We start from the raw sequence: 24,784 nt of genomic DNA on the forward strand, positions 1-24,784 counted from the left end.
AAACAGCCCGGAGCCGCTCACTTATACCGCTTGACGGGTAAAGCTACCTATCAGCGCTTGGCGTAGTCGGCCAGGCCCTGCCAGTCGATGACGACGCATGACTCGTCCCCCAGTATCCACGCGTCGTGGCCTGGCGGGACAACCATATAGTCCCCGGGCCCGAACTCCTGTTCTTCGCCGTCGTCCATGACGACCTTCATGCGCCCGGACATGACATAGCCCATGTGTGAGGCCTGACAGCTGTCCGTCTTGGCGATCGGCTTGACGTGTTTGGACCACTTCCAACCTGATTCGAAAACGGCCCTTCCCACGGCGCCAGCCTCAAGATTGACCAGGTCGACTTTCCCCATCCCTTCCTCAAACGGCCGGGTTTCTTCGGGTTCATTCAGGCTCTTGCGGATCATAGCGGTCATGACGGGCTCCTTTGCACCATTGCTTGGATACCCTCACTATGGCAGTGGCCCGTACGCTCGTCAACGGATTCCCAATCCCACGACCTCTGTGGCCAGCGCCGTCCCCTCAGTCCGAAAAGTCCCCGGCATCTCGCCTGAAATTGCCCAGGATCCGGACCAGCTGGTCCACATCCCCGGCCGCGAAACCGGACTGGCCAAACACCTCGGAGTTCAGCACCGCCGTCGCGCTTTTGGCCCGGGTGCGGCCCGCGGCGGTGAGCTCGATCAGCGTGGTGCGCCCGTCCGTGGGATGCGGTGAGCGGACCACCAGTCCGGCGTCTTGAAGGCGGTCGACGGCGTTGGTCACCGAGGTGGGATGGACCTGTAGCAGCGCGCTCGCCTTGTTCATGGGCAGCGCGCCGCTGCGGGTGAAGCTCAGCAGGGCCAGCAGTTCGTAGCGCGCGAAGGTCAGACCGAACGGTTTAAGGACACTTTCGATGCGGGCCAGCAGGATCTGCTGGGTGCGCATGATGGCGGTAATCGCCGCCATGGGCGCAGCCACATCCTGCCAGCCGTGCTGCTCCCAATTCCGCTGGGCGTCTGCAATGGGATCCCGGGGCAGCGGCGCGGCCACGCTCAGCCCTGACTTTTCAGACCGGGGAAGTCCGCTTCTGAATACTCCGTACCCAGTCCCTCCGGAACAGTCCCCCCGCCGTGGCGGAGTTCCTCGCTGTGCCGGAGCTCCACCCGCCGGATCTTGCCGGAAATGGTCTTGGGCAGCTCGGCAAATTCCAGCCGGCGAATGCGTTTGAACGGGGCCAGATGGTCGCGGCAGTAGCGCAGGATGTCCTCGGCCAGTTCTGGCCCGGCCTGGTGCCCGGCTGCCAGCACCACGAACGCTTTTGGCACGGACAGCTTGACTGGATCCGGTGAGGGTACGACGGCGGCCTCGGCCACTGCCGGGTGCTCAATCAGCACGCTCTCCAGCTCAAAGGGCGACAGCCGGTAGTCGGAGGATTTGAAGACGTCGTCCCCGCGGCCCACGTAGGTGATGATGCCGCGCTCATCCCGGCTCGCCATATCACCCGTGTGGTAATAGCCGCCGCGGAAGGCATCTGCCGTCTTATCCGGATCGCCGTAGTAGGCCTTCATCAGCCCCACAGGGCGGGGATCCAGGCGCAAGCAGAGCTCTCCGTCGTCGCCCTCTTCTCCCGTGGCAGGATCCACCAGGACCACGTCGTAGCCCGGCAGGGGTACGCCCATGGCGCCGATCTTGACTGGCTGGCCGGGGGTGTTGGCCACCTGTACGGTGGACTCGGTCTGGCCGAAGCCGTCGCGGATGGTCTGGCCCCAGGCCCGGTGGACCTGGCCGATCACCTCGGCGTTGAGGGGCTCACCGGCGGACACCACCTTGGTGGGCGGGTTCTTCAGCAGGGTCAGGTCCGCCTGGATCAGCATGCGCCACACCGTGGGCGGGGCGCAGAAACTGGTGACCTTCTCCTGGTCCATCTGTTCCATGAGCGCTCTGGCGTCAAAGCGCTCGTAGTTGTAAATAAACACGCAGGCTTCCGCGATCCACGGCGTGAAGACGTTGGACCACGCGTGCTTGGCCCAGCCGGGGGAGGCCACATTGAGGTGTACATCGCCCGGCTCCATGCCGATCCAGAACATGGTGGAAAGATGGCCCACGGGGTACGAGGTGTGCGTGTGCTCCACCAGTTTGGCCTTGGATGTGGTGCCGGACGTGAAGTACAGGAGCAGCGTCTCATCTGCCTTGGTGGGGGCGTCCGGCGTGAATTCAGTGAGGGATTCCGTGGAATCCGCATACTGCAGGGAGCTTGATGGGCCCGCGGCGCCGTCGCCGATTTCAATCAGCCGGTAGCTGCCGGGCACCTCGGCAAACTTGCCGATATTGGAACTTCCGACGGCGGCCCAGACCGCCTCGCCGCGCTCCACCCGGTCCTTCAGATCCGACGGACCCATCAGCGTGGTGGTGGGGATCATCACGATCCCGAGTTTGATGCCGGCCAGCATCAGCTCCCAGAGCTCCACCTGGTTGCCCAGCATGATGATCATCCGGTCGCCGCGCTTCACGCCCTGGCTGCGCAGCCAGTTGGCCACCTGGTTCGAGCGTGCAGAGAGCTCGGCAAAGCTGCGGCGCGTGGCCGAACCGTCCTGCTCAACAATCACCAGCGCAGGTTTATTGGCTTTCGCGGGGTCTGCGGCGATCTGATCGAACCAGTCCAGCGCAAAGTTGAACTCCTCAAACTGCGGCCAGTGAAACTCGCGGCGCGCCTGCGCATAATCAGTGCGCAGTGCAAGAAGCCGGTCGCGTGCGGCACGGAAGTCGTCGGTGACTGTCATGGGGCTCCTTAGTTTTGAGATGCCCAGCCCAGTGATCCACATCACTGAATTATCAACTCTGTGCAATATACTAGGACATCCAAGGGTTTGGAAGAGCGAAGGGATACATGCCCGTGCAGCCACAAGGACGTGACAACGGTCAAACTACTGAGATGGCCCCGCCGCCGGGGGCGCTCCCAACGGGGTTCACAGCTCAGTCGGCGCCGCCGTTTCCGGACGCGGACCTGATGTACATCGTGGACCTGCTTCCTGAGGGGGAGCGTACCCGCTACCTGGAAATCCGCGAATTTCTGCAGTCCCGCGTCCGGGCCGCGTCCATCGAGTACTGGAACCGTGAGGAGTTTCCCTTCGGGCTGCTGGCCGAAATGGGAAAGTATGGGCTGGGCGGGCTGCAGACTGACGGCACCTCCAAACTGTTTAAGGGACTGATGTACGTGGAGGTGGCCCGCGCTGATGTGTCGCTCTCTGCACTCGTGGGGATCCACAACGAGCTGATCGTCGGGATGATCGACGAACTCGGGTCGGAACAGCAGAAACGCGAATGGCTGCCCGGCCTCACCGCTTTCACCCAGCTGGGCGCCTTTGCCCTGACGGAGCCGGAGCATGGCTCGGACATCGCCGGCGGCCTGGAAACCTCAGCCCGGCTGGACAACGGCGAGTGGATCATCAACGGTGCCAAACGCTGGATCGGCGCCGGCACCATCGCGGACTTCGCCCTCGTGTGGGCCCGCGATGTTGCGGACCAGCAGATCAAGGGCTTCATCGTGGAAACGGACAGGCCCGGCTACACGGCCACGAAGATCGCCAACAAAATCGGGCTGCGGATCATGCAGAACGCGGACATCGTGCTGGATAACGTCCGCGTCCCGGAGTCCAATATGCTCCCCGGCGCCACGGACTTCTCCAAGGCCAACGATCTCCTGCGGGATTCACGCGCCTGGGTAGGCTGGCAAGGTGCCGGAATCCAGCTGGCCGCGTTCGACGTCGCGCGTTCCTACTCTTTGGAACGCAAGCAGTTCGGGAAGGAACTGGCACGGTTCCAGCTCATCCAGCAGCAACTGGCCGAAATCCTGGGTAACGCCTCCGCGTCCCTGGCCCTGATGGCGCAGCTGGCGCGGATCCAGCAGGACGGCAAGCTGGAGATGGTCCAGGCCGCCATGGCCAAGTCCACCACCACCCGGCTGGCGCGCGCCTCCGTGGCCATGGGCCGTTCCCTGATGGGCGGCAACGGCATCAGCAGCGACTATGAGATGGGCAAGCTGTTCGGGGACGCCGAGATCCTGTACACCTACGAGGGCAGCTACGAAATCAATTCGCTGATCGTGGCCCGGGCAGTGACGGGCAAGTCCGCGTTCGTGTAGGCGACGATCGCGCGGCAGTATGCCGGAGAGGCATGATCTAACGCGGAGTTTGGTCGCAGACAGCATCCGGCCCCCGCCGGCCCCGCCATTAAGTGGCCTCAGAGTACCTTGGAAAGGAATTCCTTGGTGCGCGCGTGCTGAGGGTCGGCAATGACCTGGCGCGGGTCACCGCTTTCCACCACGACCCCGCCGTCCATGAAGGTCAGCGTGTCGCCGACTTCGCGGGCAAAACCGATCTCGTGGGTTACCACAATCATGGTCATGCCGGACTTGGCCAGATCCTTCATCACGTTGAGGACATCACCCACCAGCTCAGGGTCCAGAGCGGACGTCGGCTCGTCGAAAAGCATCAGTTCCGGTTCCATCGCCAGAGCGCGGGCAATCGCCACCCGCTGTTGCTGGCCGCCGGACAGCTGCGCCGGATAGTGGTTGGCGTGGTTCGCCAGCCCCACACGGTCCAGCAGCTCCAGCGCCCTGGACCTGGCCATCGCCCTGGACTGCCGCTTGACCTGGGTGGGGGCCTCGATGATGTTCTGCAGCGCCGTGCGGTGCGGGAAGAGGTTGAACCGCTGGAACACCATGCCGATCTCCCGGCGCTGGGCGGCGATCTCTTTGGCGGTCAGGTCATGCAGGCGGCCGCGGACCTCGCGGTAGCCGATCAGATCGTCGCGGACGTGGATCCGGCCGGCGCTGATGGTTTCCAGCATGTTGATGCAGCGCAGCAGCGTGGACTTCCCGGACCCCGATGGGCCGATGAGTACGGAAACCTCGCCCTGCTTGACCGTCATGTCGATCCCGCGGAGCACGTGGTGCTGACCGAAATACTTATGGACCCCGTCAATGCGGACGAGGGTTTCCTTCGTCATGACGTCGTTCGTGATGGTCACAGTACCTCATCTTCTTTCTTGGATGCGTGGGCTGCGGCGGCCGCCCGGGTCGCCTTGACCGGGGCCGGGACGAGGTTGTCCACGCCCTTTCCGAAGTGGCGTTCAACGTAGAACTGGCCCACCATGAGAATGCTGGTGATGACCAGGTACCAGATGGCCGCCACGATCAGCAGCGGAATGGGCAGGTAGCTCCGGTTGGCGATTCCGTTCGTCACGAACGTCAGATCCAGGGTGAACGGCACTGCCAGCACCAGCGAGGTCGTCTTGAGCATCCCGATGGTCTCATTGCCGGTGGGCGGCACGATGACCCGCATGGCCTGGGGCAGAATGATCCGCCACATGATTTTGGATTTGCGCATCCCCAGGGCCTCGGCGGCTTCCATCTGGCCCGAATCAACAGACTTCAGGCCGGCACGGAAGATTTCGGCCAGGTAGGCGGACTCGTTCAGTCCCAGCCCCAGGACCGCGGCCATGAAGGCGTTGATCACGTCCTGGGTGCTGAAACTGAACAGCTCGGGTCCGAACGGGATGCCCATGGCGATCTTGGGATAAAGCACGGAAATCAATCCCCAGAACACCAGCTGGGTGTAGACCGGGGTACCGCGGAAAAACCAGACCCAGGCCCAGCTCACGCCGCGGAAAAGCGGATTGTCCGACTGCCGCATGAAAGCCAGCAGTATGGCCAGCACAATGGCGATCACCATGGAGAGTACTGTCAGCAGCAGCGTCCAGCCGATGCCTTGGATTACCAGCACATCCATGAAGTACGTGCCCACAACGTCCCAGCGGAAATTCGTATTGGTGACCAGGCTCTGGCCCAGCAGCGCGCCGAACAGCAGGATGAGGACGGCGCCAGCCCACCGGCCTGGATGCCGGACCGGAACGGCGTTGATCAGCCGCGGATTCCGGTCCGGGGACACGGGCCGGCTAGTGCTGGTATCACTTGGTGTGAGAGTGCTCAACTGCCGACCGCCGGGTTCACTTCGGACGTGGTGACAGCGCCCTTGGTGTTGCTCCATTCATCCAGGATTTTCCCATATGTACCGTCGGTGATCAGTTTGTTCATGACCTTGCCGACCAGTTCCGCCAAAGCCGTGTCCGACTTGGCCACAGCAATTCCCTGCGGTGCCCCGTCATAGACGTCACCCAAGGTCTGGAGCTTGTCCCCGGTCTGCGACAGGGCATAGCCGATGACCGGCGAATCCGCGGACATCGCATCGATGCTGCCGTTGACCAGGCGGGTTGTGACATCCGTCTGGTTCTTCAGGGTGATGATCTCGATGGCAGGTTTGCCCTCCGCCACGCATTTCCCGGACAGGTCCGATACATCCGGGTCCTCCTCGACGGTGCCGGTCTGGACACCCACCTTCTTGCCGCAGATGTCCGCCAGGGAAATATTACGGGGATTACCCTTCTGCACGGCCCACAGCACCCCGGCGTTGAAGTAACTGACGAAGTTCACCGTCTTGGACCGTTCCGGGTTGATGGTGAACGAGGAAATGCCCAGATCATATTTGGGGCCCAGCGCCGGCAGGATGCCGGTGAATTCGGAGGTCTGCACCTTGGTGTCCAGTCCCAGTGTGGCGCCGATCGCCTTGGCGATGTCGACGTCATAGCCCTGCGGGGTCTGGCCGTCGGCGCCGCCCAGGAACTCGGCCGGAGCGTAGGAGGTGTCCGAACCGACCGTGAGGATGCCCCTGGACTTCAGCGCACCGGGCACCAGCGCGGCGAGGGCATCATCCTTCTGGACCGCGGAGGGGTCAAAACCGGCAGGGCCAGAGGGGGATCCGGTTCCGGCCTGCGAGGCGGTCGTGCAGCCGGCCAGCGCCAGCGCGGCGGCGGCGGCGACGGTAACGAATCTAAGCGACAGTGTGGATGAAGACGGCATCTATTTTACCCTTGCGTTAAGAATGCGAACGAAATACGGTTGCGGCGCTGAGGCGCCGGCAGAATCAGCTGAACGGACTGGCTGGCATGGCCGGAAAGTAGCGAAACAATCCGGAGATGGTGGTTTCCGGCCTACGGCTGGCCGTCCAGTGCACCATGGTGCGGACATCGGCAAAGCGCGTCATTGCGCCTCCCATGTTGTGTTGTCAATCACCGTGGTAACCACAGTACGGATCGGTGATGTGCATCCTCAATTGTCGAAAGGCCTTCTTTTCATTGAAAAAGTGCACAAAATGCTGAGGCTTGCGATACATTATGTTCATGACTGTACTCACCGACCTTGACCGCCAACTCCTGTCGGCCCTGCGGGAGGACGGCAGGGCATCTGTGGCCAGCCTCGCCCGGAGGCTGGGTGTCGCACGAGCAACTGTGAACAGCCGGCTCGAGCGTCTTCTCAGTTCGGGAACCATCATTGGTTTTACAGCCAGAGTCCGCGACGAGCTCGACCCCCTCGCGATTCACGCAATAGCCCTGATTGCGGTGGAAGGCAGGACAACCGACAAGGTCATCCGTCAGCTGAGGGGATTTCCAGAGATCCGGACACTGCACACCACAAACGGCGGCTGGGATCTCGTCGCCGAGTTGCGCACAGAAAGCCTCATAGGCTTCGACCAGGTGTTGGGAAGGATCCGCGGCGTCGAGGGCATCGTCAACAGCGAGACTAGCCTGCTGCTCAGCTCCGTATTGCGGTAGAGGCGTCGATATGCCCCGGCATTGAACACAATGTATCGAACACCTCAGCATTTTGTGCACTTATTCAACGAAAAGGATGCTCTTCGGCAATTGAGCCTACATATCGCTGCCCCGTACGGTTGAGACAACAGTCGTTTACAACGGAAAAGGGGGCGCAAATGACGCGCTTTGTCGATGTCCACAACATGGTGCGCTGGGCGGCCGGCCGCGGTCCGGAGAACATCATCTCCGAGCTGATTCACTACCTCGAGGATGACTTCCGACGCTGGGAATCGTTTGACAAGACACCCAGAATCGCCAGCCACACGCCGTTCGGCGTCATCGAGCTCATGCCCACGAGCGACCACGAAACCTACGGATTCAAGTACGTGAACGGGCACCCGTCAAATCCTGCGCGCGGCTTCCAGACGGTCACAGCCTTCGGCGTCCTGGCCGACGTCCATAACGGCTACCCCACGTTCCTGACCGAGATGACGGTGCTGACCGCACTGCGGACCGCAGCGACCTCGGCCATGGTCGCGAAGAAGCTCGCCCGTACCGACTCGCGTCTCATGGCGATGATCGGAACCGGCAGCCAGTCCGAGTTCCAGGCATTGGCTTTCCGCAGCGCCCTGGGTATCACTACGCTCAAAGTCTGGGACACCGATCCTGCCGCGATGGAGAAATTCCTGCGCAACATGACGCCACTCGGCTTCGATATCACCGTCGCTTCCTCGGCAGCCGACGCGGTGCAGGGAGCGGATGTCATCACCACCTGCACCGCCGATAAGGCGAATGCCACTATCCTCACGGCGGACCTCATCGAGCCCGGCGTCCACATCAACGCCATCGGCGGCGACTGCCCGGGAAAGACCGAGCTCGACGCCGCAATCCTGGCTATCGGCGACGTCTTTGTAGAATTTGCTCCCCAGACACGGGTTGAAGGCGAGATACAGCAGATGCCCGCCGATTTTGCTGTCACCGAGTTTTGGCAGGTCCTTGGCAACCAGGCGCCGGGGCGTACATCTGCTGAGCAGATAACGATCTTCGACTCAGTCGGCTTCGCCATAGAGGATTTTTCCGCCCTGCGTTATGTGCGTGACTCGGTTGACGGCACGGACTACTTTGAGGACATCGACCTTGTCGCGAATCCGGAGGACCCCAAGAACCTGTTCGGACTCGTCGGTGCGCTGTCACCGGTCGGATACTGAGCTGCAATATGTCTGTCCAAGCACCTTCTGCGGTCATCCTTATCCGGCCGCACCGATTCACCCCGAACCCGGCGACGGCTGCGGATAATGCTTTTCAGGCCTCTGGAAACTCTCTGGATCCGGAAGTGCTCGCCGCTGCCGCGCATGATGAGGTCACCGGACTCGCCCTCGCACTCGAGACCGCCGGCATCACTGTGCACCTGTTCGAAGATTACGATCAAACACGTCCGGACAGCGTGTTTCCCAATAACTGGCTATCGACTCACGCCGGCGGCCACGTTGCCACATTTCCGATGTACGCGCCGAACCGCCGGAACGAACGCCGGACCGACATCCTTGACCTCTTGAAGACCCGCTACAGGGTGCAGGACGTGATTGATTACTCGGGCCTGGAGCTGGACGATGTTTTCCTCGAAGGTACCGGCGCGATGGTCCTGGACCACGAAGGCCGTGTGGCTTACGCGGCCAGGTCCCATCGAGCGGATCCGGTTGCCCTGGAACGGTTCTGCACGAACTTCGGATATGAGCCGATGCTGTTCGATGCAACGGACGCCTCCGGAACCGCCGTCTACCACACGAACGTCATGATGTCCGTAGCGACCGAGTTCGCGATGGTTGGACTTGACATGATCCGTTCGCAAGTCCGCCGCCGCCAGATCGTGGAACGCCTTGCCGGGGGAGGACGGGAGATTATCGACTTGGCTCATCACCAGATCCGGGATTTCGCCGGGAACGCGATTGAACTCCAGGGCCCCAACGGACGTGTTCTGGCTTTGTCGCGTCGAGCTTTTGGGAGTCTGACAGAAGCCCAGAAGGAGGTAATCCAGCGCAGCTGCACCCTACTCCCCGTCGACGTTCCAACCATCGAACTCGCCGGCGGGTCCGTAAGGTGCATGATCGCCGGCATCCACCTCAACCGCAGGCCTGTCCCGGTCCATGGCACATTCCAGGACCACGGCCTGCGAGAACAGCCCGGCAATCAGGGACAGCGGCAGGGTGGGATCCTGCCGCTGCCCCTGTGAACCTGCATGGCCATCAGCCGGCCCCTCGCAGCAGTTCGGATTCTATGGCCGGGGTGAGCCGGGTAGGCTCGGGCCATGGACGTTGTGGAGTTCCTGTCCGAGCGGATCGATGAAGACGAGGCAGCCGCGCTGAAGCTGTTGCGGGATCCGTTGGTATCCGAATCCGGGAGATGGTATGAACAGCGGCTGCTATGCGAATGTGCGGCAAAGCGACGGCTGATCGCCATCATCGAATTGGCGCGGCAGGCGGCCCTGGCACGTGTGGTGGACACTGTGTCCGGGGACATCCGGTGGATTCCGGAAGCCATTGAATGGACGTCGCTGGCCCTGAACGCACTGGCCCTGCCCTACACAGACCATCCGGACTTCCAGGACAACTGGCATCTGCCCGAACAGGCCTGATCAGCCCGGCCGTCACGGAGAAGTCTGGAGCCGCGACATGAGCGCCGCCACCGGCTGGCCGGGATCAGGTCTTTCCGCTGCCCGAAACCAGGGGCAAAGACATCACAAAGTAGCCGCGCTTTTTTATAGCCGGAAGGGCAGGGCCGTTTCCACGGCCCTGCCCTTCCGGCGCAATACGTTATCCGGCACAGTACATTAACTGAGCGGCGTGACGTACGCCCCCGAAATCCCGCCATCCACCAGAAACGTTGACGCCGTAATGAACGAGGCGTCGTCGCTGGCCAGGAAGGCGACGGCGGCGGCGAGCTCTTCGGGCTCCGCGAAGCGCCCCAGCGGCACATGGATGAGGCGGCGCGCGGCCTTCTCCGGATCCTTGGCGAAGAGCTCCTTGAGCAGCGGCGTGTTCACCGGCCCGGGGCAGAGGGCATTGATGCGGATGCCCTGGCGGGCGAATTCGACGCCGAGTTCCCGGCTCATGGACAGCACGCCGCCCTTGGAAGCGCTGTAGGAGATCTGCGAGGTCGCGGCACCCATGACTGCCACGAAGGACGCCGTGTTGATGATGGATCCCTTTCCCTGCTCCTGCATGTACGGAATCGCGTACTTGCAGCAGTAGTAGACGGAGGTCAGGTTTACTTCCTGGACCCGGCGCCAGGCATCGATGCCCGTGTCCAGGATCGAGGCGTCATCGGCGGGGGAGATGCCCGCGTTGTTGAACGCGATGTCCACGCTGCCGTACGTTTCCTTGGTCTGGGCGTAGAGGTTCTTGACGTCCTGTTCGCTGGTCACGTCCACTTTGACGAACAAGCCGCCCACTTCGGCGGCGGCGGCAAGGCCGGACGTCGGTTCGATGTCCGCAATCACCACGTTGGCGCCTTCGGCGGCCATCCGGCGTGCCGTGGCGAGTCCGATGCCGCTGGCTCCGCCGGTGATGACTGCGCTGCGGCCTGCGAGGCGGTTGGAAACTACTGCTTGCATTGTTGCTCCTTAGGAAATGCGTGCCGGGAAACGGCTGGCTTGTGGGTGCTTAGCGGAGATCGGTGGAAATGAAAACGTTCTTGGTCTCGGTGAACGAATCCAGGGCATCGGGTCCGAGTTCCCGGCCCAGCCCTGACTGCTTGAAGCCGCCGAACGGGGTGGAGTACCGGACGGACGAGTGTGAATTGACGGACAGGTTGCCGGCCTCGACGGCCCGGGCGACCCTGAGGGCCCGGTCCACCTTGGATGTCCAGATGGAGCCGGACAGGCCGTATTCGGTGTTGTTCGCGATCCTGATGGCGTCGGCTTCGTCATCAAACGGCACGACGGCGACTACCGGGCCGAAGATCTCGTCCGTGAACGACGGCGCGTCCACGTCCGGCGTGAGCACGGTGGGCGGGAACCAGAACCCCGGGCCCTCGGGGGCTTTCCCCTGGAAGGCGACCGGGGCGCCGTCGGGCACAAAAGCCGAAACAGTACTGAGCTGCTGGGCCGAAATAAGCGGACCCATGCTGGTGGCGGCGTCAGCGGGGTCTCCCACAGACATGCCGAGGACCGCGGGTTCCAGCAGCTCCAGGAAGCGGTCGTAGACGCTGCGCTGGACCAGGATGCGTGAACGGGCGCAGCAGTCCTGCCCGGCGTTGTCGAAGGCGCCGCCCGGCGCCGCGGCGGCCGCGAGCTCCAGATCGGCGTCGTCAAAAATGATGTTGGCGCTCTTGCCGCCCAGCTCCAGGGTCAGCCTTTTCACCTGCTCCGCGCAGCCCGCCATGATCTGCTTGCCCACGCCCGTGGAGCCGGTAAACACCACCTTCCGCACGGCCGGGTGGGTGACAAAGCGCTGGCCCACCACGGACCCCTTGCCCGGGATCACCTGGAACACGCCCTCGGGGATGCCGGCCTCGAGCGCCAGTTCGCCGAGCCGGATGGCCGTCAGCGGGGTCACCTCGGCGGGCTTGAGTACCACCGTGTTCCCCGCTGCCAGTGCCGGGGCGAAGCCCCAGGCCGCAATGGGCATGGGGAAGTTCCAGGGGACAATGACCCCCACGACGCCGAGGGGCTCGTGGAAGGTGATGTTGACCCCGCCGGCTACCGGGATCTGCTTGCCGAAATGCCGTTCCGGAGCTGCGGAATAGTAGTTGAGCACGTCGCGGACGTTGCCGGCCTCCCAGCGCGCATTTCCAATGGTGTGGCCCGCGTTCCGGACCTCGAGCTGGGCCAGGTTTTCCAGATCCGCGTCAACGGCCGCCGCGAACCGGCGGAGCAGCAGCGAACGGTCGGCCGGGGCCACGGCCCGCCAGGATTCGTAGGCGGCGGCGGCTTTGGCGATGGCCGCGTCCACTTCGGCCAGGCCGGCGAGCGGAACCGTTTGAATGATCTCTTCGGTGGCAGGGTTGATGACGTCAAAGGCGGTGGCGGTCATGCGGAGGACATCGCTTTCATGGTGGCGGAATTGGAAATGGCGGCGTTGGAAACGGTGGTGCCGCCGGCGCGGTAGCCGGCGGCTGCTTCCACGAACCCGCGGAACAGCCGCAGGTCATCCGGGTTCTGTTCCGGGTGGAACTGGACCCCAAGGACCCATCCGCCGTGGGTGGTTTCCAACGCCTGGACGGTGCCGTCGTCAGACCGGGCCGTGACGCGGAGGCTCGCCGGCACGGCGTCTACCGCCTGGTGGTGGTAGCAGGGCGCAGTGGCGGAATCCCCGAGCAGATCCTGGATCAGGCTGCCGGGCGTAGTGCTGAACGCGGCCTCCCCGAACACGCCCGGAGCCGGCTGGTAGTTGGCCTCCGGGTTGATGTCCGGAACGTGCTGGATCAGCGAACCGCCCAAGGTCACATTGAGGATCTGGGCGCCGCGGCAGATCGCGAACAGCGGGAGCCCACGCTCCATCGCGGCACGCGTGAGCGCCGTGTCGTGCGCGTCGCGCAGCGGCTGGGGCGCTGTTTTCGGATGGGGTGCGGCCCCGTAAAGGGAAGGGTCGACGTCGGGACCGCCCACCACGATCAGCCCGTCCACGAGGTCCAGGACCGACTGGTCGGTGCCTACCGGCGGCAGGAGGATGGGCGTTCCGCCGGCCGCGACGACGGCCTGGACGTACGTTCCGGGCAGGATGGCCGCCGTCGTATTCCACACGCCCCAGGACGCTTCCTGGAAGTAGCTGGTCAGCGCGATCCTGGGCCGGAAGGTCTCAGAGCCGTTCGAAGCCACGGACGCGCTCCCAGTCTGTGATTGCGCTGTCGTAGGCCTTGAGCTCCACGGCCGCAGCATGAACGTAGTGGTCCACCACGTCGTCGCCGAACGCCTTGCGGGCGATGCTGCTGTCCGCCAACAGATCACGGGCGTCGCGGAGGTTGGTGGGCAGGCGCTGTGCATCCGAATCGTAGGCGTTGCCCTTGGTGATGGCAGGCAGCGGAAGATCGTTTTCCAGGCCGTGAATGACAGCGGCGATCAGTGCGGCAACCGCCAGATACGGGTTGAGATCTCCGCCGCCCACGCGGTTTTCGGTGCGGAGTCCGCGGCCGTGGCCAACGACGCGGAGAGCGCAGCTGCGGTTGTCCAGCCCCCAGGCGACAGCGGTGGGGGCGAAGCTGCCTTCCACGAACCTTTTGTAGGAGTTGACGTTGGGAGCCAGGAAATAAGCGAATTCCCGCAGGGCCGCCAGCTGGCCGGCCACGAAGCGCTCCATGACCGGGCTGAAGCCGTGCTCTCCGTCACCGGGAAGGACCGGCCTGCCTTCGAGGTCCGTGAGGCTGAAATGGATGTGGCAGGAGTTGCCTTCGCGCTCATTGAATTTGGACATGAAGGTGATGCTCTTGCCGTGCTGGTCGGCAATTTCCTTCGCCCCGTTCTTGTAGAACGTGTGCTTGTCGCAGGCGGACAGCGCCTCGTCGAAACGGAACGTGATCTCCTGCTGCCCCAGGTTGCACTCGCCCTTCGAGGACTCCACCACCAGCCCGGCGGCTTCCATGTTGGTGCGGATGGAGCGGATGACCGGCTCCAGCCGGGCGGTGGCGAGCAGGGAGTAGTCCACGTTGTACTGCGTGGACGGCGTCAGGCCGGTGTAGTTCTTCTGCCAGGCCTGCCCGTAGGAATCGTCGAACATCAGGAATTCCAGTTCGGTTCCCACGAAGGCGCGGTAGCCGAGCTTTTCGAGCCGCTCCACCTGGGCACGGAGGATCTGGCGGGGTGAGGCAACCACGGGGGACCTGTCCGTCCACATCACATCGCACTGGACCAGTGCGGTGCCTTCCAGCCACGGGACCAGGCGGAGCGTTGAGATGTCCGGGAGCATCACCATGTCGCCGTAGCCGGTTTCCCAGGAGGACATGGCGTACCCGTCCACCGTGTTCATTTCGACGTCGACCGCCAGGAGGTAATTGCAACCCTCCGCTCCGTGGTCCAGAACGTCCTCCAGGAACGAACGTGCCCCGCAGCGCTTTCCCTGCAGCCTGCCCAGGGCGTCCGTGATGGCGACAACCACAGTGTCTATGGTGCCGGCGGCTACCAGTTCCCTCAGTTCATCGACGCTCAGCTGGCCTTTTTGGCCGGGCTTGGTGTTTTGATCATTCATGATGGCTCCGCAACGTGGGTTCTTCAATGGGTGGGATCGCAGTTTTCGTTCTGATCACTGTTTGAGTTCGAGTTCGGCCTGTGCCAACCGGGCAAATTCCTCCTCAGGGGCGCCGGTTACGATCCGGTGCCTGCTGTAGAACCAGTAGTAGAGGAGGGCGGCTGCGAAGATCCCTGCCGTGATGGACGCCGCAAAGACGTCGACGACGAACGTTGCCGCAACTGCCACAGCGGACAGGACCAGAGCGATTGACGTTGTGACGATTCCTCCGGGCGTCCTGTAACCCCGCTCCAGATCCGGCTCCTTGATGCGCAGGACAATGTGGGAAAGGTTCAGGAGCACATAGGAGACAGTTGCGCCGAACACTGCAATGTTGATGAGTAGTGCGCCGTCCTGGGTGGCGGCGGCAAGCACGAATCCGATGGTGCCGGGGACGATCAGCGCCCAGTACGGGGTGCGGCGTTTTCCGGTGAGGGAAAGCCAGCGAGGGAGATAGCCCGCCCGGGAGAGCGCAAAGAGCTGCCGGGAGTAGGCGAAGATGATGGAGAAGAAGCTGGCCACGAGGCCGGCGAGCCCTGCGTAGTTGATGAAGTCCGCAAGGAACGTGTTGCCGCCATAGGCGAGGCGGAGGGCTTCCGGCAAGGGATTGTCCGAAGTGCTCATCGCCTGGGCCCCTGCCGCGCCGGGCACCAGGAATAGCATCAGTGCACCGAAGACCACCAGAATGATGACCGCCACAATGATTCCCTTGGGCATGTCCCTCTTGGGGTTGGACGTTTCCTCGGCTGCCAGCGGAACGCCTTCAACAGCCAGGAAGAACCAGATCCCGTAGACCAGCGCCGCGAGTACTCCGCTGACGCCCATCGGAAGAAACGCGCTGGACGCAGGGGATCCGTCGGGGACAATGTCGAACAGCTTGGCGGGGTCGAACTTCGGAAGAAGGCCGATGGCGGCTGCCAGCAGCGCTACGGTTGCAACGGCCGTGATCCCGAACATGAGCTTCAGCGCTTCGCCCACTCCACGGATGTGGATCCAGATGAAAATGACGTAGGTGACCAGATAGACGGGCCAGGAGTTCGTGAGGCCGAACAGTCCCAGAGCCTCGATGTATCCGCCGATGAAGGTGGCAATGGCCGCCGGCGCCACGGCGTACTCAATCAGGACCGCAATACCGGTGGCGAACCCGCCGAGCGGTCCCAGCGCCCGGCGCGCAAACGCGTAGCCGGCACCGGCCGTCGGCAGGGTGGACGAGAGCTCGGCCAGCCCGAACACCATGCAGGTATACATGACGGCCATCAGGACAAAGGCGATGAGCAGGCCGCCCCAGCCGCCCTGGGCCAGGCCAAGGTTCCAGCCGGCAAAGTCACCGGAGATTACGTAGGCAACGCCAAGGCCGGCAAGCAGGACCCATCCGGCGGCCCCCCGTTTCAGGCTTCGATGCTGCAGGTACTCGTCTTCACTGCTGGCAGTCTTATTGCCGCCGGCCACGGCCGCGCTGACTGCTTTGTCCGCTGATTCCATGCGTGTCCCTTAACTAAGAGGAGAGTCGCCCAAGATCTTAAAGGACTGTTTTCAGTCCAAGAGCTTGGTTGAAAGTCTGGAACGACATTCAGGTTTCGTCAAGGGTTTTCCAATTAAAAGAACGTTTTTCGGACGAAACTGGGGGTAACCAATGGTTTCTTACCTGACCTTTGCGGTTACCGGCAGGTAGTATTGGGGGAGCGGTGACCCGTGTTCTGCGGGACCCTGAGCGAACTGGAGGCGACCCGGTGACTGACTCTACCTTTGGCCAGCCATACTCGATGCTGCGTCCGGTGCGGGGCGGGAATGCGTTCGAGGAAACCATCGAGCACATTCTGCAGACCATCAAACTCGGCATCTTTGCCCCGGCGGAAAAGCTGCCGCCTGAGCGTGAACTGGCAGAGCGGCTGGGCGTCTCGCGCGCCACCCTGCGTGATGCGCTGGGGGAACTGCAGAGCGCGGGCTACCTGGAGGTGCAGCGTGGACGCTACGGGGGTACGTACGTCTCCGGCACATCCGTGAATCCGAAGCAGGATATGCGCCCGCTGGACCCCGCGGAGGTCCAGGATGTGCTGCTGTTCCGCGGAATAATCGAGCCTGCCGTGAGTGCCCTGGCGGCAAAATCCGATCTGTCCGCGGCCGCGCGCGGTCACTTGCAGGGGTGCCTTTCCGAGGTGCGCAACGCATCCAACGACACCTACCGGCCCAGGGATGCGCGGTTTCACATCGCCATCGCCGAACTCACGGGATCGCCGAGCCTCGTCGGTGCCGTGGCGGAGAGCCGCGCCAGGCTCAATGAACTCCTTGACCGCATTCCGCTGTTGGGTACAAACCTTGAGCACGCCAACGAACAGCATGCTGACATTGCCGATGCCATTCTCCGCGGGGATGCCGTGACGGCAGAGCAGGTAACCGTCGAGCACCTTGAGGGCACGGCGTCGCTGCTTCGCGGCTTCCTCGCCTGAATTCCTGGCGTGACAGCGGCGAAATACCGCCCGGCCCGCTGAGCGCGTCCAGCTCTAAGGGCAGGTCCGGGTTAACCGGCGGCGAGACTCATGGGAGCTGCCCGGACCGGACGGTTGAGTCCGGTCCGGGCAGCCATTAACCCGTTAGAGCGGACGAATGTTCTCTGCCTGCGGGCCCTTAGGACCCGCGGTCACATCGAATTCGACTTTCTGATTCTCTTCCAGGGAGCGGTAGCCGCTGCTGGCAATTGCCGAGTAGTGAGCGAAAACATCTGCGGACCCGTCGTCGGGGGCAATAAAGCCGAAGCCCTTCTCGGAGTTGAACCATTTAACTGTGCCTGTTGCCATTGCTGCTTCCTCTGTAACCCTTCCCTGCCTGCCTTTGACGGCACGCAGGGTGCGGAGAATTTCTTCCGCTGACTCAAACGTAGGCGGGGCGAGCCGGCCGTGCAATGGTTGCGGCAACAATCGTCATGGCAGCCTGCGTGGCCGGCCGGTTCGGAACATCCGGTTCGGACCCTTCCCGTTCGGACGCACGGCAAAGCGTCAGAACGCGGCTACGGCGTGAGCAACACCTTGATGGCCCGCCGTTCGTCCATGGCCTTGTACGCCTCGGCTGCCTCTTCCAGTGGCATCTCCGCATCAAATACCCTGCCAGGGTTGATGGTTCCGGCGAGTACATCCGCCAGCAGCTCAGGAATGTAGGTCCTGGCCGGAGCCATTCCGCCTGCAACGGAAATATTGGTATCGAAAAGGTAGCGCAGCGGGATCTCAGCACCGCCGGTCGGAACGCCCACGAAACCAAGCGCGCCCCCCGGACGGACACAGTGCAGGGCCTGCTCCATGGATTCCTTGGTACCCACGCACTCCAGCACCGAGTCGGCCAGCACCCCGCCGAGCAGCTCACGGACCTTGGCCGCGCCGTCGTCGCCGCGTTCCTCCACTATGTCCGTGGCGCCGAACTCGCGGGCAATGGCTTGGCGGTCGGCGTGGCGGGACATGGCGATGATCCGCTCGGCTCCGAGCCGCTTGGCTGCCAACACACCGCAAAGCCCCACGGCGCCGTCGCCCACAACAACCACGGTCCGGCCCGCGGATACCTTGGCGCCCAGGGCTGCGTGGTGGCCGGTGGCCATGACATCGGAAAGAGTCAGGAGGCTGGCCCGCAGTGCAGGGTCCGGATCGGTGATCCCCGGAACCTTGACCAGTGTGCTCTCCGCACGTGGCACGCGGACGGCCTGGCCCTGGCCGCCGTCGATCGGCAGGCCGGCGTCGTCCTTGCCGCCCCAGCCAGCCAGATAATCGCAGGCAACGGTGACGCCGTTCTTACACTGCGGGCACTCGCCGCAGCTGACCACAAACGGGGCAATCACAAAATCGCCTGCCGCCAAAGCCACGACATCCGCACCGACGCGTTCCACCACGCCGATGAATTCGTGCCCGATCGCGGACGGCTTCCGCGTCGGCTTCATTCCCCGGTACGGCCACAGATCCGAGCCGCAGACGCATGACGCAGTCACCTTCACCACCACATCAGTTGGGAGCTGGACAGTGGGGTAGTCCCGGTCTTCAACCCTGATGTCTCGGGGGCCGTGGATGATGGCGGCGCGCATGGCTGCTCCTCAGGAAGTTGGTGGCGGGGTTTCAATTGAGTCTATCCCCGCGCCTGATCCCCGTGCCGGATGAGCCCCCGAGTGCCGCCGCTACTGACCTAGCGCATGCCCTCGCGCCGGATAGCCGCAGCGACGGCGGCGGCGCGCGTCTCCACGCCCAGCTTGGCGTAGATGTGGGCAAGATGGGTCTTGACCGTGGCCTCGGAGATAAAGAGCCGCAGCCCAAGCTCCCTGTTGCTGAGACCCTCGATGAGCAGGCTCAGCAGCTCAGCTTCGCGGGGTGTGAGGATCCCGTCCGCGTTGCGGAGCTGCTGGAACAGCCGTGACGCCACCGGTGCGCTCATCACGCTTTTGCCCTGGACGGCGCCGCGGACGGCGGAGAATATCTCCTCCGGCGTCGCGTCCTTGAGCAAGTACCCCATGGCCCCGGCGTCCACGGCCCGGACAATGTCGGCATCGGAATCGTAGGTGGTGAATACCAGAATGGCCTGCCTGCTGTTGCGCCGTCGCAGCTGCTTGATCACCTCAATGCCATCCATGCCGGGACCCATGGCAAGGTCCATGATCACTACGGCGGGGGAATGGGCGTCAAACGCCAGCAGCGCCCTCAGCCCGCTGCGGACCACCAAATGATCGTCCACCAGCAACACGGAAATGCGGCTCATTCAGGTTCCTGCCCGTCCGGCGCATAACCGGAGGCATCCACTGAGGCATCCAAAGGGGCATCCCCGGGGGCCGGCAGCTGTGCAGCCACGATGGTCCCTTCGCCGGGGGTGCTCTCCACTGAAAATACTCCGCCCAGCTGTTCCACCCTCTGGCGCATGGCCCGCAGGCCGTAGCCGCCGGCTCCCGACGGCGGCGCTACCGTTGCGGGATCAAAGCCGCGGCCGTCGTCGTAAAACCTCCAGGGTGACGGTTCCGGGAAGGTAGCCCAGCGTCACGGTTGAATGGGAGGCCGCCGCATGCAGCCTGATGTTGGCCGTCGCGCTCTGCGTGACGCGCAGCAGCGCGTGCCGCACGTCAGCCGGAACCGCCCGCTGCTCGCCCGTGACCTGCAGCCGGACGCCGGGGACATACAAACCGGCGGCCTGCAGCAATGCTTGGGGCAGCGGCACTGCATCAAGCCCGGGCGAGGCCAGTTCGTGGACCAGGCTGCGGGTATCGGACAGGTTCTGGCGGAGCAGGCCGCTGGCAAGCCGGACATCTTCACGCGAAGCAGGGCTCGGCCACGAGCGGTTTGACGCCTCAAGCAGGAGCAGGCTGCTGGCCAGGCCCTGCGTCACGGTGTCGTGGATTTCCCGGGAGACGCGCTCGCGTTCGGCTGCACCGCCGGCTTCGCGCTCGCTGGCCGCCAGCTTGGCCTGCGCCCTGGAGACTTCCGCGTGCAGCGCGAGCTGCAGGGCGGCGTCGTTCTCAAAGCGGTCGTAGATCAGCGTCAACAGCGCGGCCACGGCCACCGGCCCCAGCAGCATGGCAATGTCAGAGGAACCACTCAGGCGGAAGAGTCCGACGGCGGTGGCCGCCGCCGTCGCGCCGCCAGCCAGATAGCCCACCCACCCCCTGAAAGCCGAGCGGCACAGGAAAAACACGGCGAAGGAACACCAGGCGAAGCTCGGCGCTGCGATCACCAACAAGGCCCAGAGAGCCACGAGTGCAAACGTCCACAGGGCCCACGGGCGCCCCCGCTGTGCCAACACAGCAACAACGCCATACAGTGCGCACACCGCCGCAGCCACGGCCAGGATCCAGACGTTGTCCGCAGGGCTGTGCCGCATCACGTACCGGACCACGGACGCCACCATCAGCACCGCAAAACTGAGGTGGACCACGGCGTCAATCCGGCCGAGGGCGCGCTTTTGGGCTTGCGGTAAGGGGGCGGGGCGGGGGGCATGGGCGTTCCGGTTCCGGTGGCAGGAGTCTCTTTTACCATGCTAGGGCCCGCGACGGTGCTGGTCTCTCATCCTTTTGGCTGATACATCCGGCCCAATGGCTGAGGCAGGTCCAGCCGGACGCCCGATGCGCGCGCGGAGGCCCGGGCGGCAGCATGGAGCTGTACCCGTTTCAGGCCCCACTGACGTCTGAATCCCCTCAAAAGGAGAACCCTGTGAAGAAATCCAACAAGATTTTCGCCGCTGCTGCAGCCGGAGCGTTGCTGCTCACCGGAGGCGTCACCGCTGTGGCCAACTCCGGCACCGTCCCGGCTTCGGCAGCATCAATTGTTTCGGCAGCGGTTCCCGCCGTGGACATCCAGCCCTCGCCGGAAAACGTGGTATCCCAGAACCGGATCAGTGTGGGCGCCTCGGCCGATGCCGTGAAAGCCGCCTTGGCGAAATGCCAGGCCGACAAGCTGCCGTTTGTCACTGTTGCATTGGTGGACCGGTTCGGCACGGTCCAGGCTCTGCTGCGCGGCGACAACGCCGCCGAACACACCATCGAGGCAGCCAAGCAGAAGGCCTACACAGCCGCCGCATTCGGAACGCCCACCAGTGAGCTGGCCAAGCGCATCAACAACCCGGGCCCCAGCATCGCCGACCTCCCCGGCACCCTTTTCCTGGCCGGTGGAGTTCCGCTCAAGGTCAACGGTGTGTCCGTGGCCGGCATCGGTGTGGGCGGCGCTCCCGACGGCAACTTGGACGAAGCCTGCGCAACGGCCGGAGCCAATGCCATCGCCGGAATCGCCAAGTAGCCTCTGATCATGGGTTGCTTCGCTGCGCCCCGCCGTCGTCGTCTGCAGCCCCTTCAACAAGTCCGACGGCGGTAGCCTCCTCACCGGCGCCGGTTGCCGCTGCGCCAACCGCAACGCCAGCCGTACCTGTCAACACCGGTCATCAGTGAGGCGCCGTCTTGCAAGCCGCGGGCTACAAGGCATGTCGGTAAGACAACGTGCGCCCTGCAGCGCACCTCCTGCGGAGTCTCTCGTTGCCCCGTCTTGCTCGTCAGGCCAATTCCGATTCCTTCAAGCCTCTTTCGGCTGCAGCTGAGTCGGGGTTATCCAGACCTCATATCCTTCGGCTTTGTCTATCAGTGTCCGGCCAAAAGGGCCGCCAGCGGCCAGCCACAGGATCTGCCCGTCGTCGGTGGCAGCATCAACCGCTGCCCTTCGCACGAACTCAGGGCCCAGATAGATATCTACTTCGGCGCCGCGCAGCCGTTGCCAGTCCGAAAACGGATAGCCACGTAACCTGAACAGGGCATCGTCGCTTATCGGGACCTCAGGAATCAGCACGGGGACAACCGCGGCATGCGAAGGCGTTCTCGGAAGAATCATGTGGCATTTCCTTCACTCCGGAGCAACGGACGTTCTCCGGTCGGGCTGCAACGAACCACGTGTCAATGCGGGCCTGACGCTCCGCCCCGATTGGAAACGGTAAGGGCAGCGGCTTCCCGCCGGGCTGAATACGTCTCCCCTCGCCGCCGGGTGAGTCTGAATCTGTCCCATTGTTGGCACGCATTTGTGTTCCTCCTGGTCATTATTTTGTTGGTATGGATGGATAAGATGATCATGATGAATTTTTTGGGCTTGTAAGAAGGAACCCGTGAGCACACAAGCAGCACCCGATGCGTCAGCCGCAGGTCGTGACCTGTGGAGTTCACTGCCGTCCCCAGATGATGCCGGCCGGGTCGCTCCGGCGAACCGGGCCGAGATGGCGGCAAACTTGATCGCCGAGCTCGCCGCCGAGGCCCGGTCGGACGGCCGCCTTGGGAGCAAGGATGAAGTTCGGCTGCGCTGTTCGGTGTCGGTGGGAACCTTCAATGAAGCGTTGAAGATTGCGCAGGCACGGGGAGTGGTTACCCTCCGCCGCGGCCCGGGTGGAGGAATTTTCGCTGCCCGGCAGACCCCGCTAGTCAGGCTGGGCAATCAGATGCTGGTAATGGATGACAGCGAGCACATCGTGGCCGACGCCCTGAGGATGCGCAACGTGTTGGATCCTCTGGTTATCGAAGATGCCTTGATGTACTCCTCGGCAGCCGACATTCTGGCTATGCGGGAAGAAGTCAAGGCGATGAAGCAGGCCATGGCAGACGGTGACGTTCCGGCATTCCTGCACGGAAACTGGCGCTTCCAAGCCCGCGTTGCCAGCATTTCCCCGAACTCGATGCTGCGGACTGTCTTTCTGGGTTTGCTAGAAATTCTCGAGCGACACGCCGTGACCCTGCGGGCGCCGGAGGATCGCCCCGTGCCTGGACTCCTGGAGGAGAGGTTCGAGCTTTATCAACGGATGGCCGACGCGATGGAAAGCCGGGACCGGGATGCCGCAATGCAGATCATGAACATCCATAACAACACTGGCATCCAGCCAGCGGCCTCCCCAAAGAATTCAGACGCCCCCGTCACTGAATAGCTGCGATTTTTGTTACCGACAGGTCCTATCGCCCATGCGACGACCGGGAGCGACGGGGCCTCGCGGGTCCCGGGGCTCTGCGCCATGTCATCTTAGACGCGGTGCAGAAGCCGGCCGGAACCCGCACGGTCGGATAGAACTTCCCGGAGACTGGGGCGGCCGCCGCTGATGCTGCGCGGGACTACTGCAGGACTGAAGCCAGTTCTTCTTCGGCGTCCGTTGGGCGGGGTGCTGACCGGTGCGCCAGGTAGAGGGCGGCGCACAGGATCAGGCACAGTACGGCGGAGACTGAGTAAAGCGTGAAGATCCCGGCTGGACCTCCGGATGCGAAGGCCGTCCCGCCGAGGACCGGTCCGAGGAACGACCCGGTGAACGCCATCGAGTTGGTGAGTCCGAGAATGGTGCCGCGGGAGTGCGGTGCAACGGCGCTGGTGGCCGTGGCGTTGATGAGGTTTTGGGTGGAGTGGCCGCCGATGCCCATCAGCGCGACGCAGACCAGGGCGAAGCCCATGGATACGGGCCCGAAAAGGATGCCGAGCAGCCCGGCCAAGGTCAGGACGGCGCAGAGGACGCCGATTTTCGCGGGTCCGACCTGGTCTGCTGCTGTGGCAGTGAACCAGGAACCGATGACGGCGGCGCCGGTGAGGGTGAAGGCGAAGATGAGGGCCTCGGTGAGGCTGAAACCGAGTGTTTTCATGGATTCGGTGAGCCATACGTTCAGGCCGAGCCAGGTCACCATGTTTGTCACGGCGGCCAGGGCAACGAAGAGAACAAGAATCCAGCCGCGGCCTTGGAAGAGCGCAGTGAACTTCTGCGCCGGGGTCAGGGCGGTGTCGCGGACTTCGGCCGGTTCGTTGATGCGGCAGGAGAGGAGCACGGCAAGGATTACCAGGGTCATGCCGGCTCCGAGCCAGAACATGGACCGCCAGCCCCACAGGGGCATGAGGAAGATCCCGAAAACGGCCGCCAGGGTTCCTCCGAGCGGGACGCCGGCCATGGTGATCGTGATGACGAGGCTTCCACGCTGCTTTGGCGCGTGGTTGCGTGCCAGGGTCATGGCTGTGGTGACGGCTCCGCCGACGCCGATGCCGGTGATAAGCCGCGCCAGGCCGAGGAATTCCGGACTGGGAGCCAGCGCGGCGAGGGCTGAGCCGAATGCGAAGACGGCTGCGGCCAGGGCAATGATCCGGTGCCGGCCGTACCGGTCGGCAAGGGCGGTTCCGCTCAGGACACCGATCAATGCACCGGCGTAGACGATGCCGCCGACCAGGCCGGTGGTCTGCTCGTCGATTCGCAGGGATGGGTCGGTCAGCAGCAGGGGAACCACGGATCCGAAGACAATCAGGTTGTAGCCTTCCATGACCGTGACCAGCATGCAGATGGCGATGACGGCTTTGTCGGAGAGAAAAGGCCGTGGGCTGGCTGCCCGGCCGGTATGTGCGGTCTGGACTTCTGATTTCATTGCTGGTTCCTTTGTTTGGGCACGACGATGTGCTCGGGGGTTCAACATGAGGTGGTTTGGGGATCGTGGAGTCTTA

Annotated in this window: 24 protein-coding genes and 1 pseudogene; 8 read left to right on the forward strand and 17 right to left on the reverse strand. The window is 63.6% G+C overall.

Annotated features, from left to right (window positions below):
• Positions 1–50: 50 nt before the first annotated feature.
• From ACQCST_RS03395 to ACQCST_RS03405, 3 genes are all read right to left on the reverse strand, one after another.
• Entirely contained in the window at positions 51–413 is a 363-nt protein-coding gene (locus ACQCST_RS03395; protein WP_426997943.1) for a cupin domain-containing protein, read from the reverse strand.
• Between the two features lie 106 nt (positions 414–519).
• A complete protein-coding gene (locus tag ACQCST_RS03400) occupies positions 520–1,026 on the reverse strand; it encodes a MarR family winged helix-turn-helix transcriptional regulator (RefSeq protein WP_426997944.1) in 507 nt (168 codons plus the stop codon).
• A 2-nt stretch (positions 1,027–1,028) separates the two neighbouring features.
• Positions 1,029–2,756, reverse strand: a complete 1,728-nt coding sequence (locus tag ACQCST_RS03405; RefSeq protein WP_426997945.1) for an AMP-binding protein — start codon at positions 2,754–2,756, stop codon at positions 1,029–1,031.
• A 152-nt stretch (positions 2,757–2,908) separates the two neighbouring features.
• On the opposite strand from ACQCST_RS03405, the gene ACQCST_RS03410 reads away from it, so the two are divergent.
• The gene (locus tag ACQCST_RS03410) at positions 2,909–4,117 is read left to right on the forward strand and encodes an acyl-CoA dehydrogenase family protein (RefSeq protein WP_426997946.1); all 1,209 of its coding nucleotides are present in this window, start codon (positions 2,909–2,911) and stop codon (positions 4,115–4,117) included.
• A 98-nt stretch (positions 4,118–4,215) separates the two neighbouring features.
• Here ACQCST_RS03410 and ACQCST_RS03415 read toward each other — a convergent pair whose 3' ends face one another.
• The 3 genes from ACQCST_RS03415 to ACQCST_RS03425 are packed head-to-tail and all read right to left on the reverse strand — an operon-like array spanning position 4,216 to position 6,892.
• Positions 4,216–4,983: an amino acid ABC transporter ATP-binding protein gene (locus ACQCST_RS03415; RefSeq protein ID WP_426999064.1), complete on the reverse strand. Its 768-nt coding sequence runs from the start codon at positions 4,981–4,983 to the stop codon at positions 4,216–4,218.
• A gap of 17 nt (positions 4,984–5,000) precedes the next feature.
• A complete protein-coding gene (locus tag ACQCST_RS03420; protein ID WP_426997947.1) occupies positions 5,001–5,924 on the reverse strand; it encodes an amino acid ABC transporter permease in 924 nt (307 codons plus the stop codon).
• 38 nt (positions 5,925–5,962) lie between these two features.
• Positions 5,963–6,892, reverse strand: a complete 930-nt coding sequence (locus ACQCST_RS03425; RefSeq protein ID WP_426997948.1) for an ABC transporter substrate-binding protein — start codon at positions 6,890–6,892, stop codon at positions 5,963–5,965.
• Positions 6,893–7,212: 320 nt separating this feature from the next.
• On the opposite strand from ACQCST_RS03425, the gene ACQCST_RS03430 reads away from it, so the two are divergent.
• The 4 genes from ACQCST_RS03430 to ACQCST_RS03445 all read left to right on the forward strand — a co-directional run bounded on the left by ACQCST_RS03430 (position 7,213) and on the right by ACQCST_RS03445 (position 10,258).
• Positions 7,213–7,644, forward strand: coding sequence for an Lrp/AsnC family transcriptional regulator (locus ACQCST_RS03430; protein WP_426997949.1), 432 nt, complete (start codon positions 7,213–7,215; stop codon positions 7,642–7,644).
• 158 nt (positions 7,645–7,802) lie between these two features.
• Positions 7,803–8,834, forward strand: coding sequence for an ornithine cyclodeaminase (locus ACQCST_RS03435; protein WP_426997950.1), 1,032 nt, complete (start codon positions 7,803–7,805; stop codon positions 8,832–8,834).
• A gap of 8 nt (positions 8,835–8,842) precedes the next feature.
• Positions 8,843–9,856, forward strand: coding sequence for a citrulline utilization hydrolase CtlX (ctlX, locus tag ACQCST_RS03440; protein WP_426997951.1), 1,014 nt, complete (start codon positions 8,843–8,845; stop codon positions 9,854–9,856).
• Positions 9,857–9,931: 75 nt separating this feature from the next.
• A complete protein-coding gene (locus tag ACQCST_RS03445; RefSeq protein ID WP_426997952.1) occupies positions 9,932–10,258 on the forward strand; it encodes a DUF6221 family protein in 327 nt (108 codons plus the stop codon).
• Positions 10,259–10,453: 195 nt separating this feature from the next.
• On the opposite strand, the gene ACQCST_RS03450 is transcribed toward ACQCST_RS03445, so the two are convergent.
• From ACQCST_RS03450 to eat, 5 genes are read right to left on the reverse strand one after another with little or no spacing between them, the layout of a single operon-like run.
• Positions 10,454–11,236: a 3-oxoacyl-ACP reductase gene (locus ACQCST_RS03450; RefSeq protein WP_426997953.1), complete on the reverse strand. Its 783-nt coding sequence runs from the start codon at positions 11,234–11,236 to the stop codon at positions 10,454–10,456.
• Positions 11,237–11,285: 49 nt separating this feature from the next.
• Positions 11,286–12,656, reverse strand: coding sequence for an aldehyde dehydrogenase family protein (locus tag ACQCST_RS03455; protein ID WP_426997954.1), 1,371 nt, complete (start codon positions 12,654–12,656; stop codon positions 11,286–11,288).
• Positions 12,653–13,441: a gamma-glutamyl-gamma-aminobutyrate hydrolase family protein gene (locus ACQCST_RS03460; RefSeq protein ID WP_426997955.1), complete on the reverse strand. Its 789-nt coding sequence runs from the start codon at positions 13,439–13,441 to the stop codon at positions 12,653–12,655. The genes ACQCST_RS03455 and ACQCST_RS03460 overlap by 4 nt, the downstream gene beginning before the upstream one ends.
• A complete protein-coding gene (locus ACQCST_RS03465; protein ID WP_426997956.1) occupies positions 13,422–14,804 on the reverse strand; it encodes a glutamine synthetase family protein in 1,383 nt (460 codons plus the stop codon). Before ACQCST_RS03465 ends, ACQCST_RS03460 begins: the two co-directional genes overlap by 20 nt.
• A 54-nt stretch (positions 14,805–14,858) precedes the next feature.
• Positions 14,859–16,325 (reverse strand): ethanolamine permease, encoded by a 1,467-nt coding sequence (gene eat, locus ACQCST_RS03470; protein ID WP_426997957.1) that lies wholly within the window; start codon positions 16,323–16,325, stop codon positions 14,859–14,861.
• 248 nt (positions 16,326–16,573) lie between these two features.
• Here eat and ACQCST_RS03475 point away from each other — a divergent pair, with 248 nt between their 5' ends.
• Positions 16,574–17,290: a FadR/GntR family transcriptional regulator gene (locus ACQCST_RS03475; RefSeq protein WP_426997958.1), complete on the forward strand. Its 717-nt coding sequence runs from the start codon at positions 16,574–16,576 to the stop codon at positions 17,288–17,290.
• 144 nt (positions 17,291–17,434) lie between these two features.
• Here the strand turns inward: ACQCST_RS03475 and ACQCST_RS03480 are convergent, their stop codons facing one another.
• From ACQCST_RS03480 to ACQCST_RS03495, 4 genes and pseudogenes are all read right to left on the reverse strand, one after another.
• A complete protein-coding gene (locus ACQCST_RS03480; RefSeq protein WP_426997959.1) occupies positions 17,435–17,638 on the reverse strand; it encodes a cold-shock protein in 204 nt (67 codons plus the stop codon).
• 209 nt (positions 17,639–17,847) lie between these two features.
• Positions 17,848–18,903 carry a zinc-dependent alcohol dehydrogenase family protein gene (locus ACQCST_RS03485; protein ID WP_426997960.1) on the reverse strand — a complete coding sequence of 352 codons (1,056 nt, stop codon included), beginning with the start codon at positions 18,901–18,903 and terminating at the stop codon, positions 17,848–17,850.
• 98 nt (positions 18,904–19,001) lie between these two features.
• Complete coding sequence (locus ACQCST_RS03490; protein WP_426997961.1) at positions 19,002–19,568, reverse strand: response regulator; 567 nt, start codon at positions 19,566–19,568, stop codon at positions 19,002–19,004.
• Positions 19,565–20,741, reverse strand: a pseudogene (locus ACQCST_RS03495) (sensor histidine kinase). Before ACQCST_RS03495 ends, ACQCST_RS03490 begins: the two are co-directional and overlap by 4 nt.
• Positions 20,742–21,007: 266 nt before the next feature.
• On the opposite strand from ACQCST_RS03495, the gene ACQCST_RS03500 reads away from it, so the two are divergent.
• Positions 21,008–21,589, forward strand: a complete 582-nt coding sequence (locus tag ACQCST_RS03500) for a GlcG/HbpS family heme-binding protein (RefSeq protein WP_426997962.1) — start codon at positions 21,008–21,010, stop codon at positions 21,587–21,589.
• Positions 21,590–21,859: 270 nt separating this feature from the next.
• Here the strand turns inward: ACQCST_RS03500 and ACQCST_RS03505 are convergent, their stop codons facing one another.
• Entirely contained in the window at positions 21,860–22,171 is a 312-nt protein-coding gene (locus ACQCST_RS03505) for a hypothetical protein (protein WP_426997963.1), read from the reverse strand.
• 268 nt (positions 22,172–22,439) lie between these two features.
• Here ACQCST_RS03505 and ACQCST_RS03510 point away from each other — a divergent pair, with 268 nt between their 5' ends.
• Positions 22,440–23,246, forward strand: a complete 807-nt coding sequence (locus ACQCST_RS03510; RefSeq protein ID WP_426997964.1) for a FadR/GntR family transcriptional regulator — start codon at positions 22,440–22,442, stop codon at positions 23,244–23,246.
• 181 nt (positions 23,247–23,427) lie between these two features.
• Here ACQCST_RS03510 and ACQCST_RS03515 read toward each other — a convergent pair whose 3' ends face one another.
• Positions 23,428–24,708 (reverse strand): MFS transporter, encoded by a 1,281-nt coding sequence (locus tag ACQCST_RS03515; protein WP_426997965.1) that lies wholly within the window; start codon positions 24,706–24,708, stop codon positions 23,428–23,430.
• Between the last annotated feature and the right edge of the window lie 76 nt (positions 24,709–24,784).

Origin of the sequence: Pseudarthrobacter sp. N5, from assembly GCF_050157035.1 — a bacterium.
Lineage (GTDB): Bacteria > Actinomycetota > Actinomycetes > Actinomycetales > Micrococcaceae > Arthrobacter.